Source organism: Collinsella aerofaciens, from assembly GCF_001404695.1.
In the GTDB taxonomy this organism is placed as follows: domain Bacteria; phylum Actinomycetota; class Coriobacteriia; order Coriobacteriales; family Coriobacteriaceae; genus Collinsella; species Collinsella aerofaciens_E.
Map to the genome: position 1 here is coordinate 63,163 of NZ_CZAQ01000001.1, position 20,224 is coordinate 83,386.

Consider the following 20,224-nt stretch of genomic DNA (forward strand, 5'->3'; position numbering starts at 1 on the left):
CCGCTTGTAGTTCGATATACGGGAAGGCCTCGCATTTCTCCAGATTGGGGAGATGCGAGGCCTTCCTTTTATCCTGTCGGCGTGCTCAATCGCCAAAAGGAAACCCCACAGCCCATATGAGCTGCGGGGTTTTTCCTTGTGCCTCCGATGCGAAATAAATCGCTCAGATATTACTGATAATCGACGACGTCGATCCAGTTCTTCAGGAACTCATCGTTCACGTTGCGCTTACGAGCGAGCTCGGAAGCGGCGACGATGCTCGTCCACTGACGCACGACCTGCATGGGCATGTCGGCGCGGTCGCAGTAGAGCTCCAGGTAGGCCTCGGCCTGGTCCTTGCTGTTGAGGGCAAAGAGCAGGTAGGTGGTGGCAACGTCGGCAGCAGGGGAGCCCTGGGTAGCGTGTGCCCAGTCGCACACATAGAGCTGGCCGTCGTCGCCGACGATGACGTTGGAGGGGTTGAAGTCGCCGTGGCAGACCTTGAACTCCTTGGTCATGCCGTCCAGACGCTCCTGAAGGTTGTAGCGCGTGGTGGCATTGAGCTGATCAAGGCTGTCGATCATGCGGGCGAACTTGTCGCGCTGACGGTTGAGCAGCGGGGAGGTGTAACCGTGGATCTCGATCTGGAGGTCGACGAACATCTCGAGGTACTCACCAAAGCGCTGGGGCTCGGCAGTCATCTTCTCGGCAAGGGTGGTGCCCGGAACCTTCTCGGTCACGAGCGCCCAGCCGTTGGCGTTCTCGAGCTGGGAAACCTCGAGCGCCTTGGGGCTGCGGATGCCGCACTCATTGATGCGGGCAAGATTCAAAGCCTCGTTGAACACGTCGGAGACAGGCTTGGTCTCGTTAAAGACCTTGACGATCTTGTCGCCCAGGTCGTAAACGACCTTGTTGCCACGGCGGACGAGCTCGGTCTTGGAATCGGGTAGCAGCATGGTTGCATCCTTTCAACGATGCGATAGAAGCGACGGCGGGGGTGTGTGAAACACCCGTGCACCCCCGCCGTTAAAAACCGTGCTAAAACTAGCAAACGGCGTAGTCCTGAGGCTCGCGGCCGTAGTAGGCGTCCAGGTAGAGCTCCTTGATCTCGCTCATGAGCGGGTAGCGCGGGTTAGCGCCGGTGCACTGGTCGTTGAATGCCTGCTCGGTCATCTCGTCGAGGGTGTCGAGGAAGTACTGCTCGTCAACACCGTAGTCGGCGATGGTCTTCTTGACGCCGATGAAGTCCTTGAGCTCCTCGAGCTTCGTGATGAAGTTCTCGAAGACCTCCTTGTCGTCCTTGCCCTCGATGCCGCAGTACTTGGCCATCTCGGCGTAGTTGTGCAGCGCGTTGGGGTAAGGATACTGGGAGAAGGTACCCATCTTGACGGGAGCCTCGGCGGCGTTGTAGCGCATAACGCGGGTCAGGATGACGGCGTTTGCGAGGCCGTGGGGCAGGTGATGGAAAGCGCCGAGCTTGTGGGCCATGGAGTGGTTGAGGCCCAGGAAGGCGTTGGCGAAGGCCATACCGGCCATGCAGGAGGCGTTGTGCATCTCCTCGCGGGCATGCGGGTCCTTGGCACCGTTCGTGAAGCTGGAGGGCAGGTTCTCGAAGACGAGCTTAGCAGCGCGCTCAGAGAGGCCCTTGGTGTAGTCGGAAGCCATGATGGAGACGTAGGACTCGATGGCGTGGGTCATGACGTCGATGCCGGAGGCAGCGGTCAGGCCGCGCGGGGCGGTCATGCAGTTGTCGGCGTCGACGATAGCCATGTTGGGGAGCAGCGCGTAGTCGGCGAGCGGCCACTTGATGCCGGTCTCCTTGTCGGTGATGATGGCGAACGGCGTGCACTCGGAGCCGGTACCCGAAGAGGTCGGGACGGCGACGAAATAGGCCTTCTTGCCCATCTCGGGGAAGGTGAAGATACGCTTGCGGATGTCCATGAAGTCCATGGCCATGTCCTCAAACTTGCACTCGGGGTGCTCGTACATCATCCACATGATCTTGCCGGCGTCCATAGCGGAGCCACCGCCGACGGCGATGATGACGTCCGGCTCAAAGAGAGCCATCTGCTTGGCGCCGCGACGTGCGCACTGCAGCGACGGATCGGGCTCGACGTCGTAGAAGCAGTCGTGGGCGATGCCCATCTCGTCGAGCTTGGCCTCGATGGCGCGGGTGTTGCCATTCTTGAAGAGGAACTGGTCGGTGACGATGAAGGCGCGCTTCTTGCCCATGACGGTACCGAGCTCGTCGAGGGCGACGGGCGTGGAACCCTTCTTGAAGTAGACCTTCTCGGGAGCGCGGAACCACAGCATGTTCTCACGGCGCTCGGCCACAGTCTTAACGTTGATCAAGTGCTTCACCCCAACGTTCTCGGAGACGGAGTTGCCGCCCCAGGAGCCGCAGCCCAGGGTCAGAGACGGCTTCATGCCAAAGTTGTACAGGTCACCGATGCCGCCGTGCGAAGACGGGGTGTTGATGACGATACGGCAGGCCTTCATGACGTGCTCGAACAGGCTGATCTTCTCGGCCTGGGCGGGGTGCACGTACAGAGAGGCGGTGTGGCCCGGGCCACCGGCGAGCACCAGGTGCTCGGCCTTGTCGACGGCCTCCTGGAAGTCCTTGGCGTGGTACATGGCCAGGACCGGGGAGAGCTTCTCGTGGGAGAACTCCTCCTTGGCGGGGTCGGTAGAGGTGACCTCGGCGATCAGGATCTTGGTCTTGGCGGGAACCTCGATGCCGGCGAGCTCGGCGATCTTGGCGGCAGCCATGCCGGGGATGCGGTGATCGAGAGCGCCGTTCTTGAACATGGCGGCACGCAGGGCCTCCATCTCGGCACCCTGCTTGACGAAGTAGCAGCCGCGCTTCTGGAACTCGGCCTTGACCTGGTCATAGATGGTGTCGATGACGGTCACGGACTGCTCGGAAGCGCAGATCATGCCGTTGTCGAAGGTCTTGGAGTGGATGATGGAGTTGACGGCGAGCAGCACGTCGGCGGTGTCGTCGATGACGACCGGGGTGTTACCGGCGCCAACGCCCAGGGCGGGCTTGCCCGAGGAGTAAGCGGCCTTGACCATGCCCGGGCCACCGGTGGCGAGGATGATGTCGACGTCGCGCATGACCATGTTGGTCAGCTCGATGGAGGGGACATCGACCCAGCCGATGATGCCCTCGGGGGCACCGGCCTTGACGGCGGCGTCAAGCACGAGCTTGGCGGCGGCGATGGTGCACTTGGCGGCAGCCGGGTGCGGGGAGATGATGATGGCGTTGCGGGTCTTCAGGCTGATCAGCGTCTTGAAGATCGCGGTAGAAGTGGGGTTGGTCGTCGGGATGACGGCGCCCACGATGCCGATGGGCTCGGCGATCTTGGTGATGCCGTAAGCCTCGTCGCGCTCCAGGACACCACAGGTCTTGGTGTTCTTGTAAGCGTTGTAGATGTACTCTGCGGCGTAGTGGTTCTTGATGACCTTGTCCTCAAGAACGCCGCGGCCGGTCTCCTCGATGGCCATCTTCGCCAACGGGATACGAGCCTTGTTGGCAGCCATGGCGGCCTCATAGAAGATCTTGTCGACCTGCTCCTGCGTGTACGTAGCAAAAAGCGCCTGGGCCTCTCGCATCTGAGCGAGCTTAGCCTCAAGCGCCTCTACGTTGTCCACAATTGCGGGAGTAGTGTTTTCCGGTGACTTTTTCACCATTTGTGTCTCCTTGCGATCGGAGATTTACCCTACGTCTTGCATGATAGCAAGAAATTAATCGGCGAACGGTCAGATTCCTCTAAAAGGCACACTAAAACGCTTCAATATACTGAAGCGTTTTAACTAAACTATCCTATAGCATCGCCCCACTCATTGGGGACAGGCTTACATGAGTGCTTTCACTCATGTAAGCCTGTCCCCAATGAGTGCAAAAAGGCGCCCTCCGTAGGGGAGAGCGCCTTTGGTAAGTTCTATGTGAACGCGAGGTCTTTGACCCGGAGAGTCCGAGGTACTTGTTGGTAAGACCTTATTTAGGAGCGCGCAACCTTGCCGGACTTGAGGCAGGTGGAGCAAACGTTCATCTTGCGACGGTGACCATCGACGACGACGTAGACGCGCTGGATGTTGGGGCGGAACTTACGGTTGGTGACGCGGTGAGAGTGGCTGATGGAGCGACCGGCAACGGGGTGCTTACCGCAAACTTCGCAAACTTTGGACATAACTGACCCTCCTTGGGCGACAAACGAACATGTCGCGTTAACAAACAAGCCTGAACTATAGCACAGAAGCAGCTCCCTGTGCGTAATCTACACAGAGATATTTCTCTTTTGGCGATAGTGCCCACGCCACGGCCCTGGACGTAGATCCGATTTGCGTGCAGCAGAGGGGATTATGCCAGCTCGTGTGTGCGTTTTCAAGCTCGTCCCATAAATATATATAGGTTTATTGAGCATTGGGCTCCGTTTACGGAATGCTCTGTATTTATGCTCGCAATTCAGCTTGAGGTTGGCTACACTATCCCATGACCATTAAAGGAGTACGAGATACCCACATGGAATTACATAGCTGCCAAAGAGCAGCCCTTCCTGTGGGTGTCTGGTTCCGCTTTGAGCGGTCGGGCATCTATTTTTTTGACTGTGTCAGCAGTCAAGACATGTGAGGAAGGAGATCGATGGGCACGACTTCCCCCAAGGCGGTCATTATGGACGAGACCGCCGTCAATCGAGCGATGACCCGCATCGCGCACGAGATTCTCGAGCGCAACGAGGGCTGTGAAGACCTCGCTCTGGTCGGCATCGTCACGCGCGGCGACCTTCTGGCAAAGAAGCTCGCCGAGGAGATCAAGGAGATCGAGGGCGTCGACGTTCCGCTCGGCAGCCTCGACATCAGCTTCTACCGCGATGACTACGCTACCAATTTCGCTCCCGCGATCCACGCCACCAACATTCCCTTTAGCGTCGACGGCAAGCGCGTCGTGCTGGTGGACGACATCCTGTATACGGGCCGTACCATTCGCGCCGCTCTCGACGCCGTCATGGACTTGGGCCGTCCGAGCCGTATTGAGCTGGCAGTCCTCGTTGACCGCGGCCACCGCGAGCTCCCCATCTCGCCGGACTTTGTCGGCAAGAACGTTCCCTCGTCGCATGAGGAGAACGTGCACCTATATATGAAGGAAGTCGACGGCCACACCGCCGTCGAGATTAACGACGTCGCGCCGGGTTCCCACGTGGGCTCCGCGCCGCTGGGAGGTGAGTAGTACCGTGGCGTTCAACCATAAGCACCTGATCGACATTACCGAGTACTCCGAAGAGGACATTAAGCTCATCCTCGAGACCGCCAAGGCGTTCTCCGAGGTCAACGAGCGTGCGATCAAGAAGGTCCCCACGCTCAAGGGCAAGACCATCGTCAACATGTTCAACGAGCCCTCGACGCGCACCCGCAGCTCCTTCGAGCTCGCCGAGAAGCGTCTTTCGGCCGACAGTCTTAACTTTGGCGGCTCCTCGACCTCCACGGTCAAGGGTGAGAGCCTCGTCGACACCGTCGAGACCCTCAACGCCTATAAGATCGACTGCATCGTCGTTCGCGATAAGCACGCCGGTGCTCCCTACATCGTCACGCAGAACTCGCCCGCAAGCGTCATCTGCGCCGGTGACGGCAAGCACAACCATCCCACGCAGGCCTTGCTCGACCTGTACACCATCTGGGAGCACAAGGGTGACTTCCACGGTCTGAAGGTCGCCGTCGTCGGCGATATCGCCCACTCCCGCGTGTGCGGCTCGCTGATCCCCGCCCTTAAGATCATGGGCTGCGAGACCTACGCCGTCGCCCCCGGCACGCTGCTGCCGCCGGCGCCCGAGGTCCTGGGCTGCGACCACGTGACGAGCGACCTCGATTCCGTCCTGCCCGAGCTGGACGTCGTCTACATGCTGCGCGTGCAGCAGGAGCGCCTCGAGGGTGCCCCGTTCCCGACCATTCGCGAGTACCACAAGCTCTTCGGCCTGACCAAGGACCGCGAGAAGCTCATGAAGCCCGATGCGATCATCTGCCACCCGGGCCCCATCAACCGCGGCGTTGAGTTCGACTCCTATATGGCCGACCACCCGCAACGCTCCGTCATCCTGGAGCAGGTCTACGCCGGTATCTGCGTGCGTATGGCTATCCTGTATCTGCTGCTTGGAGGTGCCGATAATGGCCTTGCTTCTTAAGAATGCCCACGTCGTCGACCCGTCCGTCGAGCTTGACGGTGTCGTTGACGTCCTGATTGACGGCGACAAGATCGCCGAGGTCGGCGAGAATCTCGCCGTCGAGGGAGCCGAGGTCCGCGACCTTTCCGGCAAGTACCTCGTCCCTGGCCTGGTGGATATGCACGTTCACCTTCGCGAGCCCGGCTATGAGGTCAAAGAGGACATCGAGAGCGGTACCCGCGCAGCTGCCAAGGGCGGCTTCACCGGCGTGTGCGCCATGCCCAACACCGATCCCGTCACCGATAACGGCACCGTCGTGGAGTTCGTCAAGTCCCGCGCTGCCGAGGTCGGTCACTGCCGCGTCTATCCGTCGGGCGCCATGACCCGCGGCCTTAAGGGCGAGGCTATGTCCGAGATGGGTGATATGGTCGCCCACGGCGCCGTCGCCTTTACCGACGACGGTCGCGGCGTACAGGGCGCGGGCATGCTCCGTCGCTGCATGGACTACGGCAAGATGTTCGGCAAGGTCTTTATGAGCCACTGCCAGGACGAGGACCTGGTCGGCCACGGCCAGATCAACGAGGGCAAGGTTTCGACCCGTCTGGCCCTCGAGGGCTGGCCGGCTGCCGGCGAGGAGCTCCAGATCGCTCGCGACATCGAGATTGCTAAGCTGACCGGTGCCAAGCTGCACATCCAGCACATCTCCACCGCCCATGGCCTGGAAATCGTGCGCGCCGGTAAGGCCGCTGGCGTTCGGGTTACCTGCGAGGCTACCCCGCACCACATGTTCCTGACCGAGAACGACCTGGACGAGACCTACAACACCTCGCTCAAGGTCAATCCGCCGCTGCGCACCGACGAGGACGCCGAGGCCATCCGTCAGGGTGTCATCGACGGTACCGTCGACGTTATCGTCACCGATCACGCTCCGCACACTCCGTGGGAGAAGGCCCGCGAGTTCGAGCTCGCACCCTTTGGCATGATTGGCCTCGAGACCTCGCTGTCGCTCGTGCTCACCGAGCTGGTCAACACGGGCAAGATGAGCGTGGGTCGCATGGTCGAGCTCATGGCCATCAAGCCGCGTGAGATCCTGGGCCTCGACCAGGTTCAGGTCAAGGCGGGCTCCGTTGCCGACCTGACCGTGTTCGACCCCACCGTAACCTGGACGGTTGGCGAGGACGGCTACGAGTCGCGTGCCGAGAACTCCGGTTTCGCCGGCCGCACGCTTACCGGTCGTGCCACCGATGTGTTTGTCGGCGGTAAGCAGACGCTCGCCGACGGCTGCATCTGCTAGCATAGCCTTATCGCTTTTGTGCGCGGTGCCCTTGCGGTGCCGCGCTTTCTGTTCGTTTTGACCATGCAACCGCATGGGGGATTGGAGCGTCTATGCCCACACCTTCCACTGCACGCATGCACGACTTCGAGGTCGTATCGAACCAGGAGATCGCCGACGGCATCTTCTCGCTCGTCATCTCGGCCCCCAAGCTTGCAAGTGCGCTCAAGCCCGGTCAGTTTGTGAACATTGCCGTGCCCGGCGATGCGTCCTCGCTGCTTCGCGTGCCCCTGAGCTTCTATCGCGCCGACGCCCAGGCCGGCACCGTCGAGCTGTGGTACGCCGTCGTGGGCGACGACACCCGTCGTCTGTCGCAGATGGCCCCCGGTTCCACCTCTAATCTGCTGGGCCCTGGCGGCCGCGGCTGGCTTGTGCCCGAGGGCACCAGGAAGGCACTACTCGTTGCGGGCGGCATCGGTGTTCCGCCCGTGCTGTGCCTTGCCGGTAAGCTTGCCGAGCAGGGTGTGGCCGTTGACGTGTGCCTGGGCTTTTGCACTGCGTCCAAGGCCGTGGGCATCGATGAGTTCCGCGCGCTGGGCGCTACAGTTAACGTGTGCACCGATGATGGCACGCTGGGCACGCACGGTTTTTGCACCGACCCGGCAGCTGAGCTGCTCGGCGAGGGCGGCTACGACTATGTGGCCAGCTGTGGCCCCGCTGTCATGATGAAGAAGGTCGCCGCCGCTGCCGCCGAGGCCGGTGCGTACTGCGAGGTGTCGCTTGAGCGCATGATGAGCTGTGGCTTTGGCGCCTGCAACACCTGCAATGTCGAGACGGTCGACGGTATGAAGGGCGCCTGCATGTGCGGCCCCGTGTTCGATGCTTCCAAGGTGGTGGTCTTCTAGTGGGTACCGTGAACATGGCCGTCGATTTCGGCGGCGTCAAGATGCAGAACCCCATCAACACCGCAGCCGGTACCTTTGGCTACGGTTGGCAGTTCCAGAACTTCTTTGATGTCTCCCAGCTGGGCGCCATCACCACCAAGGGTTGTGCTGCCGAGCCCTGGCCCGGCAACCCCGCGCCCCGCATGGCCGAGATCCCGGGCGGCATGATCAATTCCGTGGGCCTTCAGAACCCCGGTGTGGCCGCCTTTGCCCGTGAGTCCGGCCCGTGGCTCGAACAGCTTTCCAAGGACGGCTGCCAGGTCATCTGCCAGGTCGCCGGCCACTCCGTTGACGAGTTTGTGCGCGCGCTCGAGATGTATGTCGAGCTGTGCCCCTGGGCTGCCGGCTACGAGATCAACGTGAGCTGCCCCAATATCGCCGCCGGCGGTGCCGCCATGGGTTCCTCGCCCGAGGGCGCCTCTGCCGTTATGGCTGCTTGCCGCAAGGTAACCGATAAGCCGCTGTTCGTAAAGATGGCTCCGGTCAACGTTGCCGAGATTGCCAAGGCTCTCGAGGCCGCTGGCGCCGACGGACTTTCAGTCATCAACTCCATCCAGGGCATGGCCATCGATGTTCATACTCGCAAGTCCCGCGTGGCCAAGCCCAAGGGTGGCCTTTCGGGCCCGCTGTGCCACCACATCGCCGTGCGCATGGTCTGGGAGGTCGCCCAGGCTGTCGATATCCCCATCAATGGCGTCGGCGGCGTCATGACAGGTGAGGACGCGGCCGAGTTTATCCTGGCCGGTGCCACCTGCGTATCGGTCGGCATGGCCAACTTCGTCGATCCGTGCGCTTCGATTAAGATTGCGCGCGAGCTCGAGGCCTGGGCCGAGTCCCAGGGCGTGAAGGACATCAACGAGCTGGTAGGTGCTTTCGAATGCTAGAGACCGATGCCCGCGACCGCGTTATCGTCGCTCTCGACTGCGACCGTGAGCGTGCGTTCGAGCTCGCCCACGAGCTTTCTGGTCATGCCGCCTGGCTTAAGGTCGGCATGACGCTCTATTACGCTGAGGGCCCCGAGATCGTCAAGACGTTCAAGGACCTGGGCTTTAAGGTCTTCCTCGACCTCAAGTTCCATGACATTCCGCATCAGGTGCGCGGTGCCGCCCGTTCGGCCTCGCTTGCCGGTGCCGACCTGCTCTCGGTCCATGGCTTGGGTTCTGGTGCCATGCTCGCTGCGTGCCGTGAGGGTGCCGAGGAGGCGCGCGAGGACCGCGCCAAACTCGTTGCCATTACCGTGCTCACGAGCATGAACCAGGAGTCGCTGGCCGAGATTGGCGTCGATTCGCCCGTGGCCGAGGAGGCCGCCCGCCTGGCAAAGCTTGCCCAGGCCAACGGCATCGACGGCATCGTGTGCTCGCCGATGGAGGCCCATGACATGCGTGAGCTGCTCGGTCCCGACGCGCTGATCGTGACTCCGGGCGTGCGTCCGGTGGGCGCCGCCTTGGGCGATCAATCCCGCGTGGCGACGCCCTCCCAGGCTATCGAGCGCGGTGCGAGCCACATCGTGGTTGGCCGACCCATCACCGGTGCCGACGACCCGGTTGCCGCCTTTGACGCTATCGTTGCCGAGCTGGTCGAAAACGTCGCCTAAAAGATTCCCTCAAGTCACCACTTTTAGGTCTCATTAGCACAAATTAGCCCCTGTTCCTGCGAAAACTTTCCCATCCTTTGTGTGGAATCGCAGGGCAGGGGCTCAACTTTGACCTCCGTATATTGCACTTTTCGCAGGTATCGTCTAACCTATGATGCCGTCGATTGGGCATTTAGTGCGTTTGACGTGCTAAAATGCCAATTATTGCATCAGATATAACCCAACTATTTGGAGGTTCGAATGGCACTCCCTCAGCTTACCGACGAGCAGCGCAAGCAGGCTCTTGAGAAGGCTGCCGCCGCACGTCACGCCCGCGCTGAGCTTCGCGAGCAGATCAAGAAGGGCGAGAAGTCCCTCGAGTCCGTGCTCAACTCCGATGACCCCATCGCTTCCCGCATGAAGGTTTCCACCCTCATCGAGTCTCTCCCCGGTTATGGCAAGGCTAAGGCCGCCAAGATCATGGAGGAGCTCGGCATCTCCGCTACCCGTCGCGTCCAGGGCCTCGGCGTCCGTCAGCGCGAGCAGCTCCTCGAGCAGCTGACCAAATAAGTGAGCGCTCAGGATTCAAAGCTCTTTGTGATTTCTGGACCGTCAGGTGCAGGCAAGGGCACGCTCGTCACTCGTGTGCGCGAGCGTCGCTCGAACCTGGGCCTGACGGTTTCGGCTACCACGCGAGCACCACGCAAAGGTGAGGTCGACGGCGTCAACTACTTTTTCCTGACGCGCGAGGAGTTCGACCGCCGCGTGGCAAACGGTGAGTTTGTTGAGTGGGCCGAGGTCCACGGCAACTGCTACGGCACGTTGGTGAGCGAGGTCACATCCAAGCTCGCCTCTGGCTCGTCTCTGATCTTGGAGATCGATGTCCAGGGAGCCCTGCAGGTCAAGGAGCGTTTCCCCGAGGCCGTGCTGATTTTTATCAAGCCTCCTTCGCTCGAGGTGCTTCGCGATCGCCTGGTCGGTCGCGGTACCGAGACGCCCGAGACGATCGAGCTGCGTATGGCAAACGCCGCCGATGAACTTGCCCTTGCCGACCGCTACGACGACGTCGTGGTGAATGACGATCTCGACCGCGCGACCGATGAGCTCGTTCGCGTTCTCGATATGCATGAAAGGATCTGAGGTCCGTGTCCGTTGTAAAGCCTTGCATTGACGATCTTCTGGAGAAGACCGATCACAACCGCTTCCTGCTCGCCTCGCTTGCCTCCAAGCGCGCCTGCGACATTAACAGCATGCTGCGTGGTCAGCACAACCGCGTGCTCGCCGTCCAGGATGTCGACGACATCACCATTGCACTCTCCGGTGCCGATACCATCTCGATGGCTATGGACGAGATTGTCGACGGCGATATCTCCTACGACGAGGCCCGTTACGAGAAGGCGCTCGGCCACAAGGTCGCTGAAGCCTAAATGGCAGCTCGCGTCTGCCTGGTCCACTATCACGAGGTTGGACTGAAGGGCAAGAACCGCGCACATTTTGAGCATATCCTCATGGATAACATCAAGGCGGCCTTGGCCGCCTTTTCCGTGAATGCCGTGTCTCGAATTTCCGGTTATATCCTCGTGACCTTTAACGAGCATCAGGCCGACGAGGCGGCGCGCGTCATTCGCACCGTCCCCGGCGTTGCCCGCGTGTCCCTGGCATATCACACGAACCGCGACCCGCAGGAATACTGCGCCGCCGCCGTGAAGGCGCTGCGCGAATTTGGTCCCTTCGAGTCGTTTAAGGTGCATGCCAAGCGCTCTAACACCGACTACGAGCTCACCTCGATTGATATCAATCGACAGGTCGGCGAGGTACTGTGCGAGGCGTTTCCCGATAAAAAGGTCCAGATGCACGATCCCGACGCGATGGTGCACGTGCTGGTGGTCCAGGGTAGCGTCTATGTGTATGCGCGCTCTGAGCGCGGCGTGGGTGGTCTTCCGGTGGGGTCTGCCGGCAAGGTTGTGACGCTGCTTTCCTCGGGTATCGATTCGCCGGTGGCGACCTGGATGCTCGCGCGTCGCGGCGCGGTGTGCGTGCCGGTACATTTCTCCGGTCGTCCTCAGACGCCCGATACGAGCGAGTATTTGGTGCAGGACATCATCCGTGCGCTTGAGCCGGGTGTCCAGATCGGCCGCCTGTACGTGGTGCCGTTTGGCGATTGCCAGCGTGAGATCTCGGTGACCTGCCCCAGCAACCTGCGGGTGATCATGTATCGCCGCATTATGTATTCGGTTGCTGAGCGCATTGCGCATATCGAGGGCGCCAAGGCTATCGTGACCGGCGAATCGCTCGGTCAGGTTGCATCCCAGACGCTCGAGAACATTATGGCCGTCAACGAGGCCGTCAAGATCCCCGTGTTCCGCCCGCTGATCGGTTCGGACAAGCAGGAGATCATTGCACGCGCTGAGGAGATCGGTACGTTCGGTATCTCGACCGAGGCTGCTCCCGACTGCTGCACGCTGTTTATGCCGCGTCGTCCCGAGACACACGCCAAACTCGATGCCGTGCACGAGGCCTGGGAGCTGTTCGACCACGAGGAGATGATCGAGCGCCTGCTTAAGCAGACCGAGTACATCGACTTCTCCAGCAACACGTATAAGGCCCCTAAGACCTTAAAACGCAAACATTCCGAGCTCGCTCCACGTGAGATTTACCAAGATCACGAATAATGTTGTGTATAGACCGGCGGTGATTTTGCATCGTCGGTCTTTTTCTATCTGGACTTTTGGCGATAAACGGTTCATTTATCGACGTGTGCCTGAATTAATGGACATTTTTTCGCAAGGTTTTGGTCAGCTTTTGGTTTGACCGTGATAGCCGGTGTGGGCATGTGGAGGCTGCAGCGCTCGTTTCCTGACACGATGGTGTTGGGAGGTGTTTGCTATGGCGCAGCGCGAGCAACACGAACGGGTTAAACGGATGGATCGCTTGGCAGAAAAGCTGCTCGGCCATAAGGCGGTGGTCGTGGCGATTCTGGTTGCCATTGCCGCCGCGAGCGGCTTGGCGATGGCAAGTTTTAGTAGCCGCTCCAGCGGCGTGTCGTTTGAGCGTAGTGATGAGGCGAGCGCCTCGGATGTGCGCGAGGCCGGGGATGCGTCACCCGACGATGCTGATGAGTCGTCTGCCAAGAGCTCTTCTGCTGCCGAGGTGTACGTCGATGTTGATGGCGCCGTTGTGAGGCCAGGCGTGTACCGGCTCAAAGATGGAGCACGGGTGTCCCAGGCGATTGATGCCGCCGGAGGGCTTACGGCCGAGGCGGATGTGACGGGTCTTAACCGTGCGTCCAAGATCACCGATGGTCAAAAGATCTATGTGCCGACGGTAGGGGAGCAACAAACGGCTGCGGCCGTCGGCGGCGCCGAAAGCAGTGCTTCCACGACCCCTGGTACAGGGTCTTCGTCGGGACTTGTGAATATCAATACGGCAAGTGCGGCGGAGCTGCAGACGCTTTCGGGCATCGGGCCTTCTATGGCCCAGTCAATTATCGACGAACGGACGCAAAACGGGGCCTTTGCCTCGGTCGATGACCTTATGCGCGTATCGGGGATCGGTGAGAAGAAACTCGCCAAAATTAAAGATTGCATCTGCGTATGAGTGCGACCGAGCGCGAGCATGTGATGCCACCGCGCCCATTGATGCCGTGGACGATAGCCCTTTGTGCCGGCTTGTGTGCGAGCTGTGGGTTAGTGCTTAACATGGCGGCCGATGCGCTGCTGGGAGAGCGGGCGGCGCCCGTCACATTGCTTATGGCCATTCCCGTTGCGGCAGCAGGGTGCATCGTATTGGCTCGGTCCTGCATGCGCCTTGTGCGGTGGAGGCGATGGCTGTATGCCGCGGCCCTCGGCCTCGTGGCGGGAGCGGTAGTGTCCGCGGGTTGGGCGATAGGGGCGCTGCGCGCTTCGAGGGCGTTGGATAATCGGGCTGCGAGCAGTCTCGAGTTTGTTGTGTGTGGCGACCCGTCCATCAATGACGGTGCGTACTCCTATACCTGTGATGCGTATGCGGGCGAAAAGCGTTTGGGTCAGGTACGGCTGTCGTGTGATCGTGAGCTTGGCGCCGGTTCGCATGTACGTGCTATCGGTCGAATTTCGCGCTTTGAGAATGATGCGTATGGGCGCTCACGCGTGCTTCGGGGCGAGCTTCGAAAGGTTAAAGTCGTCCGGTTGGTATCGATCGACGAGGGCCCTCCAGGCCCGTTGTCTTGGCTTCGAAACGAGCTCCTTGCCGTTATCGCGCCCGCGACCGACCCAGCGCGCTCGCTCATCGCCGGCGTTGTCTGTGGGCGCTCGTCCGAGCTGCGCGCCCAGCCTGCGGGCGAATGGTTTTCGGTAACGGGCACCGCACATCTCATCGCCGTTTCGGGCAGTCATCTTGCCATCGTGGGGTTTGTGATTGAGAGTGCCCTGCAAAAGACGCGTCTCTCTCGTGGGTTTCAGCGGGGGCTGTTGGTGCTGGCCCTCGCTGCCTATGCCGTTTTTACTGGCGCTTCGCCCTCGGCCGTGCGCGTGTGCTGTATGGTGGCGGCGACGCTTGTCGCCAACGGCGCCGGACGTCGTCGGCATGGCCTCTCGGCTCTGTTTGTCACCATGGCAATCTTTGTGTTGCTGCGCCCGACGGTATTGTTCGAGATGGGTTTTCAACTATCGTGCGCCAGTGTTTTTGCCATCCTTTGTTTTTGCCCCTACGCTACCTACGCCTTGTGCGAGATGAGCGTGCCATCGGGGGTTGCCGGTATTTTGTCCGTCACGATGTGCTCACAACTCGCGACACTTCCTGTAACCATTCCCGCATTCGGGACGTTTTCGCTCATTGCCCCGCTTGCAAATGCCGTGATCGGTCCGGTGATAAGCGTACTGCTTGCTATATCGGTTGTGCTGGTGCCCTGCTCGCTTGTGCCGCTGTTGCGTCACGGGGCGCTCGTGGGGCCCATGATTGTCGCTCGCTGCGCCCTGTTCTTTGAGCAGCTCTTTGCTGCCGTTCCGGGCGCATCCGTAAGCGTGCCGCCCGATGCGCCCTTGGTATACGTGGTGCCGTTTGCGCTGGCGGTCCTCTTGGTCTGGTGGCCACGTCCCCGCGCGCGGCCCATGGCAGTGGGGCTGCTGTGTTTGATGCTTGCGGCGGCTGTTCCGTATGTCTATTGGGATCGATGTGCGCCGCCTTCGGTAACAGTCCTCGATGTCGGCCAAGCCGATGCGATTCTGGTTCGTCAGGGTAGCGCCGTGGCGCTTGTCGACTGTGGGCTCGATGAGCGCGTGGTGTCGGCGTTGGTTCGCAATAACGTTCACCATATCGATGCCGTCTTCGTGACGCATTGGGATGAAGATCATTGGGGTGGTCTTCCCGACGTACTCGATCAGTTTTCGGTTGGAACCATTGCGGTCGCGGCCGATGCACTGGACGGCGCGCCTGTTGAGGTCCTGAATCGCCCCGGCGTAACGTATCGGCAGGTAGCCCGCGGAGACGCGGTCGATATCGGCGCATTTCGGGCTCGTGTGATGTGGCCGTTTGACACGGTGGATGGTGAGGGCAATGAGGACTCGCTTGTCTTGCTGCTCTCCTATGCTCAGGAAGGTAAGAGTCTGCGTATGCTCCTCACTGGTGATGCCGAGCTCGATCAGGAGCGCGAGTTTGTACAGGAGGTGGGCGATATCGATGTGCTCAAGCTGGGGCATCACGGCTCAAAAGTTTCCGTCGACACAGACCTGCTGGAAACGCTTAAGCCCGAGCTCTCTATCGCGAGTGCGGGCGAGGGCAACCGCTACGGCCATCCATCCGATGCCTGCATCGATGCCGTTCGCGATGCGGGCGGCGCGTTCGCATGCACCATCGAACAAGGAGACATCACCGTCTCGCCGACCGTAACCGGATTTGCCATGCGATGCCAGCGACCGTGATGCTGCCGTTGGCGCGGGATAAGCCCGTGGGCTAGAATGGCACGGTACGAACACGAGAGCCTGCGGGAGGGGAGCGCGATGTCCGAAACCGGTCTGCTGCCGGCATATCTGATTGTCGGTACCGACGGAGTCAAACGCGACCACGCCGTCTCGCGTATGAAGGCGCGTCTGGAAAAGACGGGCATGGTCGAGTTCAACCTCGACGAGCGCGATATGACCAAAGACCCCGATATCGAGTCGATTATCGGATCGCTCAACACCTTTCCCATGGGCAGCGAGTTTCGCCTGGTAATCCTTGACGGCTGCTCAAAACTCGCCAAAGCGATTTCCGAGCCGCTTGTCGAGTATCTGGCGAGTCCCAGCCCCACGACGGTTTGCCTCATAATCGCCGATTCGCTTGCCAAGAACACGCGCCTGTACAAGGCAATCGCCAAGATTGACAAGAAGGCCGTGATCGACTGTTCGGGCACCAAGCGCTGGGAGCTCCCGCGCCGCGTGCAGCAGATGGCGACGCAGCACGGAAAGTCCATTTCGACGGCGGCTGCCGAGGAGCTCGTTTCCCGCTCGGGCGAGAACACTCGCATGCTCGATAACGACTTGGCAAAGCTCGCCCAGATGGTCGAGGCACCCCAGATTGAACTTGCCGACGTGGAGCGTTGGATCGTGCGTACGGCCGAAGTCCAGCCCTGGGACTTTCTCAATGCGGTCTCGGCCCGTGACATGCGCCGCTCGCTTGAGCTCTTCAATCTACTGCCCGCCAAGAGCTACGTGTGGACTTACACATTGCTGTGCGGGCGCATTCGCGAGCTTATCGTTGCCAAGGCGCTCGATGCGCGTGGGCAGGGTCGTGAGCTTGCCGCGACGCTTAAGCTTCAGGCCTGGCAGGTCAAAAATCACTTTACCTGGGCACGCCGCTTTTCGATGGCGGAGCTTGTCGCTGCGCTCGAGGGTGCCGTCGATGTGGAGCTCGCGCTCAAGGGTTCGGCTGATTCCCAGACCGCGCTTTTGCTCTGGATTACGAACATCTTGAGAAAATCGTGATGATACCTGCCTATTTGACAAATTCGTTCTATCCCTTTGAGGGGGAGCGTGCTATAGTAGGCGCTTGCATGACCTCACCGTGTCTCAGAGGTGTCATACATTTTTTGCAAGGAACTCGAAAGGAACTCCAGAAGTGGCAAACATCAAGTCTCAGAAGAAGCGTATCCGCACCAATGAGGCAGCTCGCATGCGTAACAAGGCTGTCAAGTCCGAGCTCAAGACGCTGACCAAGCACGTCCAGTCCGCCGTCGCCGAGGGCGACGCCGAGAAGGCCCAGGCTGCCCTCAAGACCGTTACCAAGCGTCTCGACATGGCTGCCGCCAAGCATGTTATCCACAAGAACCAGGCTTCCAACCGCAAGTCCGGTCTTGCCAAGCTCGTGAACAGCATCAACGCCTAAGTTGTAAATTTCACACCACACAGATTACGCGCATAAAAGGAGCCTGTTTTATGGAACAGGCTCCATTTTTTGTACCGCTCGGGTAAGATAGTCCGCATGAATACTTCAATTGACATTTCCCACATCCGCAACTTCTCGATCGTTGCGCACATCGACCATGGCAAGTCCACGATCAGTGACCGCATCCTCGAGCTCACCCATACCGTCGACGAGCGCGACATGGAGTCGCAGCTGCTCGACACCATGGATATCGAGCGCGAGCGCGGCATCACGATCAAGTCCAATGCCGTTCGCGTTTCCTATGACGCCGACGATGGTGAGACGTATCAGTTCAACCTGATCGATACGCCGGGCCACGTGGACTTTACCTATGAGGTCTCGCGTTCGCTGGCCGCCTGTGAGGGCGCGGTGCTCGTCGTCGACGCCACGCAGGGCGTCGAGGCGCAGACCGTCTCCAACGCGACGCTCGCCATGAACGCCAATCTGGATATCGTGCCCGCCATCAATAAGATCGACCTGCCCTCGGCGCACCCCGACGAGGTCAAGACCGAGATCGAGGACGACCTGGCGATTCCCGCCGACGATGCCGTATGCGTATCGGGCAAAACTGGCGAGGGTATCCACGACCTGCTGGAGTCCATCGTCTTTTTGATCTCACCGCCCAAGGGCGATGCAAACGCGCCGCTCAAGGCGCTCATCCTGGACTCGTATTTCGATGAGTACCGCGGCGTCGTTGCCACGGTCCGTGTCTTTGACGGCTCCATCAAGAAGGGCGATACCCTGCGAATGATGCAGGCCAAGGGCGACTTTTTGGTCGATGGCGTGGGCGTCAAGCGTCCCGCCGAGACCCCGGTCGATGCGCTGACGGTCGGCGAGGTGGGCTACGTGGTCACGGGCCTGAAGGATCCCGAGGCCGTACGCGTGGGCGATACCCTCACGTGGGCGTCGAATCCCTGCCCCGAGCCACTTCCCGGCTATCGCGAGGCCAAGCCCATGGTCTACACAGGCCTGTTCCCCATCGATAACAAGGATTACGAGAACCTGCGTGACGCTCTCGATAAGCTGCATGTCAACGACCCGTCGTTGGTGTGGGAACCCGAGACCTCGGTGGCGCTCGGCTTTGGCTTCCGCGTGGGCTTCTTGGGCCTGTTGCATATGGAGGTCGTCAAGGAGCGCTTGGAGCGCGAGTTCAACCTGGACCTGATTGCCACGAGCCCTTCGGTGGATTATCACGTCTACAAGACTGACGGCGAGATGATTGATGTTCGCAGCCCGCAGGATCTGCCCGAGGCTACGCGCATCGAGCGCATCGAGGAGCCTTACCTCAAGGCCAAGATTATCTGCCCGCCCGAGTATACGGGTGCCGTCATGCAGCTCGCTATCGAGCACCGCGGCATTACGACCGACATGATCCATCTCACGAGCAAATCGGTCGAGATGCGCTTTGACATGCCACTCGCCGAGCTCATCCTGGACTTCTTTGACCAGCTCAAGAGTCGCACCAAGGGCTATGCCTCGCTCGACTATGAGTTCAACGAGTATCGTCCCTCCGAGCTCGTCAAGCTCGATATCCTGCTTTCGGGCGATGAGGTGGACGCGCTTTCGTTTATCGTGCACAAGGACAAGGCCTATGGCCTGGCCCGCGGGCTGTGCGACAAACTCAAGGAAATCATTCCACGCCAGCTGTTCGAGGTGCCCATCCAGGGCGCTATCGGCAACAAGATCATCGCCCGCTCCACCGTTAAGGCACGCCGCAAGGACGTGCTTGCCAAGTGCTACGGCGGCGATATCTCGCGTAAGCGCAAGCTGCTCGAGAAGCAGAAAGAGGGTAAGAAGCGCATGAAGGCCATCGGTTCGGTCGAGGTCCCGCAGGAGGCCTTTATGGCGATCCTCAAGGTGGACGAGTAGGTCCCATGGCGCTTTCTGAATACAGCAAGCGGCTGCTGGGCGCCTATGCCGAGCAGCCGTTCCTTATGGCTCCCATGGCGGGCGTAACCGACCCCGCCTATCGCATCATGTGTCGCCGCCGCGGTGCCAACCTTGCCTACAGCGAGATGGTGAGCGTTGCGGGCCTTGTCTATGCCAGCAACAAGACGTGGCGCCTGGTGTTGCCGGCCGACGAGGAGCAGCAGATCTGCGTGCAGCTCTTTGGTTCCAAGCCCGATCAGTTTGCGGGTGCTGTCGCTGCCGTCGAGGAGCGTGTGGGCGATCGCCTGTCGCTCATTGATATCAACATGGCCTGCCCGGCTCGCAAGGTCGTCACCAAGGGCGAGGGCTCGGCGCTTATGCGCACGCCCGATCTGGCAGAGAAGATCGTTGAGGCAGCGGTGGGCGCGGCGCACGTGCCCGTGACCGTAAAAATCCGCAAGGGCTTTTACGCCGAAGACCGCAATGCCGCGACGTTTGCCCAGATGCTCGAGGGGGCAGGGGCCGCTGCGGTGGCGGTACATGGTCGCTGTGCCACGCAGCTCTATACGGGCCAGGCCGATTGGTCGGTCGTCGATGAGGTGGCCGACGCCGTCGAGATTCCCGTTATCGGTTCGGGCGACGTGTTCTGCGCCGAGGATGCCGCGGAGCATCTGCGCAACTCCGGCGCCAGCGCCGTGTTCATCGCGCGCGGTATCTATGGCAATCCCTGGGTGTTCGGCGATGCTCGAGCCCTTGCGCTCGATGGCACGCCGGTACCGGTACGTAGCTCGGTCGAGCGCCTGGATGCCCTGCGCGAGCACCTGACGCTCACGCACGAGCTGTTGCCGCTCATGTCGCGTGCCCGTACGTACGCAAGCTGGTATCTAAAGGGGATGCCTCATGCTGCGGCCTGGCGCGCCCAAGTGGTGCGTTGCTCCACATACGAGGAGTTCATGGCATTGGTCGATGATATCGAGCGCGATGTGGTGGCCTGCGAGGCCGCACTTGCCGCCGGCGAGTCGGTGCCCGCTCATCCGCTGGAGGCCTAACG

General features: G+C 60.7%; 19 protein-coding genes. 16 read left to right on the plus strand and 3 right to left on the minus strand.

Annotated features, from left to right (window positions below; translation table 11 throughout):
• Positions 1-170: 170 nt before the first annotated feature.
• From AQ996_RS00310 to rpmB, 3 genes are all read right to left on the minus strand, one after another.
• A complete protein-coding gene (locus AQ996_RS00310) occupies positions 171-935 on the minus strand; it encodes an aminoglycoside phosphotransferase family protein (protein WP_006236119.1) in 765 nt (254 codons plus the stop codon).
• Between the two features lie 88 nt (positions 936-1,023).
• Positions 1,024-3,672, minus strand: coding sequence for a bifunctional acetaldehyde-CoA/alcohol dehydrogenase (gene adhE / locus AQ996_RS00315; RefSeq protein ID WP_055250041.1), 2,649 nt, complete (start codon positions 3,670-3,672; stop codon positions 1,024-1,026).
• A gap of 311 nt (positions 3,673-3,983) precedes the next feature.
• Positions 3,984-4,172, minus strand: coding sequence for a 50S ribosomal protein L28 (rpmB, locus tag AQ996_RS00320; RefSeq protein WP_022094725.1), 189 nt, complete (start codon positions 4,170-4,172; stop codon positions 3,984-3,986).
• Positions 4,173-4,624: 452 nt separating this feature from the next.
• On the opposite strand from rpmB, the gene pyrR reads away from it, so the two are divergent.
• From pyrR to dusB, 16 genes are all read left to right on the plus strand, one after another.
• Complete coding sequence (gene pyrR / locus AQ996_RS00325) at positions 4,625-5,209, plus strand: bifunctional pyr operon transcriptional regulator/uracil phosphoribosyltransferase PyrR (RefSeq protein ID WP_006236123.1); 585 nt, start codon at positions 4,625-4,627, stop codon at positions 5,207-5,209.
• A 4-nt stretch (positions 5,210-5,213) separates the two neighbouring features.
• Positions 5,214-6,158 carry an aspartate carbamoyltransferase catalytic subunit gene (locus tag AQ996_RS00330; RefSeq protein ID WP_035138537.1) on the plus strand — a complete coding sequence of 315 codons (945 nt, stop codon included), beginning with the start codon at positions 5,214-5,216 and terminating at the stop codon, positions 6,156-6,158.
• Positions 6,142-7,431, plus strand: a complete 1,290-nt coding sequence (locus AQ996_RS00335; protein WP_055250043.1) for a dihydroorotase — start codon at positions 6,142-6,144, stop codon at positions 7,429-7,431. Before AQ996_RS00330 ends, AQ996_RS00335 begins: the two co-directional genes overlap by 17 nt.
• A gap of 116 nt (positions 7,432-7,547) precedes the next feature.
• Positions 7,548-8,315, plus strand: coding sequence for a dihydroorotate dehydrogenase electron transfer subunit (locus AQ996_RS00340; RefSeq protein ID WP_055250193.1), 768 nt, complete (start codon positions 7,548-7,550; stop codon positions 8,313-8,315).
• A 14-nt stretch (positions 8,316-8,329) separates the two neighbouring features.
• Entirely contained in the window at positions 8,330-9,238 is a 909-nt protein-coding gene (locus tag AQ996_RS00345; protein ID WP_055250195.1) for a dihydroorotate dehydrogenase, read from the plus strand.
• Positions 9,232-9,948 carry an orotidine-5'-phosphate decarboxylase gene (pyrF, locus tag AQ996_RS00350; protein WP_055250045.1) on the plus strand — a complete coding sequence of 239 codons (717 nt, stop codon included), beginning with the start codon at positions 9,232-9,234 and terminating at the stop codon, positions 9,946-9,948. Before AQ996_RS00345 ends, pyrF begins: the two co-directional genes overlap by 7 nt.
• 240 nt (positions 9,949-10,188) lie before the next feature.
• Entirely contained in the window at positions 10,189-10,497 is a 309-nt protein-coding gene (mihF, locus tag AQ996_RS00355; RefSeq protein ID WP_006236130.1) for an integration host factor, actinobacterial type, read from the plus strand.
• Positions 10,498-11,067 carry a guanylate kinase gene (gmk, locus tag AQ996_RS00360; protein WP_055250048.1) on the plus strand — a complete coding sequence of 190 codons (570 nt, stop codon included), beginning with the start codon at positions 10,498-10,500 and terminating at the stop codon, positions 11,065-11,067.
• A 5-nt stretch (positions 11,068-11,072) separates the two neighbouring features.
• Complete coding sequence (locus AQ996_RS00365; protein WP_055250050.1) at positions 11,073-11,354, plus strand: DNA-directed RNA polymerase subunit omega; 282 nt, start codon at positions 11,073-11,075, stop codon at positions 11,352-11,354.
• Positions 11,355-12,599: a tRNA uracil 4-sulfurtransferase ThiI gene (thiI, locus tag AQ996_RS00370; protein WP_055250052.1), complete on the plus strand. Its 1,245-nt coding sequence runs from the start codon at positions 11,355-11,357 to the stop codon at positions 12,597-12,599. It abuts the gene before it with no gap.
• A 214-nt stretch (positions 12,600-12,813) separates the two neighbouring features.
• Positions 12,814-13,524 carry a helix-hairpin-helix domain-containing protein gene (locus AQ996_RS00375; RefSeq protein ID WP_055250054.1) on the plus strand — a complete coding sequence of 237 codons (711 nt, stop codon included), beginning with the start codon at positions 12,814-12,816 and terminating at the stop codon, positions 13,522-13,524.
• Between the two features lie 203 nt (positions 13,525-13,727).
• Complete coding sequence (locus AQ996_RS00380; RefSeq protein ID WP_262348761.1) at positions 13,728-15,824, plus strand: DNA internalization-related competence protein ComEC/Rec2; 2,097 nt, start codon at positions 13,728-13,730, stop codon at positions 15,822-15,824.
• A 78-nt stretch (positions 15,825-15,902) separates the two neighbouring features.
• Positions 15,903-16,865, plus strand: a complete 963-nt coding sequence (gene holA, locus AQ996_RS00385; protein ID WP_055250058.1) for a DNA polymerase III subunit delta — start codon at positions 15,903-15,905, stop codon at positions 16,863-16,865.
• Positions 16,866-16,998: 133 nt separating this feature from the next.
• A complete protein-coding gene (gene rpsT / locus AQ996_RS00390) occupies positions 16,999-17,265 on the plus strand; it encodes a 30S ribosomal protein S20 (protein ID WP_022094714.1) in 267 nt (88 codons plus the stop codon).
• 96 nt (positions 17,266-17,361) lie between these two features.
• On the plus strand, positions 17,362-19,173 hold the full coding sequence (gene lepA / locus AQ996_RS00395; protein ID WP_055250059.1) for a translation elongation factor 4: 1,812 nt from the start codon (positions 17,362-17,364) through the stop codon (positions 19,171-19,173).
• A 5-nt stretch (positions 19,174-19,178) separates the two neighbouring features.
• Positions 19,179-20,222: a tRNA dihydrouridine synthase DusB gene (gene dusB, locus AQ996_RS00400; RefSeq protein ID WP_055250061.1), complete on the plus strand. Its 1,044-nt coding sequence runs from the start codon at positions 19,179-19,181 to the stop codon at positions 20,220-20,222.
• Positions 20,223-20,224: the final 2 nt, after the last annotated feature.